This is a genomic window from Dyella sp. ASV21 (assembly GCF_016428975.1).
Classification (GTDB): domain Bacteria; phylum Pseudomonadota; class Gammaproteobacteria; order Xanthomonadales; family Rhodanobacteraceae; genus Dyella.
This window is the reverse complement of sequence record NZ_JAELTT010000288.1, coordinates 1-339: the sequence shown is the minus strand read 5'-3', so window position 1 is coordinate 339 and position 339 is coordinate 1. Positions and strand designations below refer to the sequence as shown.

Annotated in this window: 1 pseudogene; it reads left to right on the top strand. The window is 66.4% G+C overall.

The features are described from left to right. Positions 1–339 (top strand): annotated as a pseudogene (locus JHD67_RS21720) (hypothetical protein); the annotation flags it as partial.

Below are 339 nucleotides of genomic sequence, written 5' to 3'. Positions count from 1 at the left end.
ACTACAAGGGCTGGACCAGCAACGGCGTGGTGATTCTTCGGCACGACACCGAGATCGGCGAAGGCACGCCCGTCACCTTCTACTCGATCTACCAGCACCTGCACCACGTGCACCGCACGCCCGTCGCTACCAACGACGCCAAGGGCAAAGCCATCACCGAGGACGTTGCCCTGAAGAAGGGCGACAAGGTGTACCGCAAAGACCCTATCGGCGCGGCCGGCGCCATCTACGGCCGCATCGGCCGCATCCATCTGGAGATCGTCGCGGACGAGGCCAATGTCGCCGCCCTGATGGGGCGCAGCAGCGGCCCCCTGCGCCAGGGCCGCACGCACTGCGTGT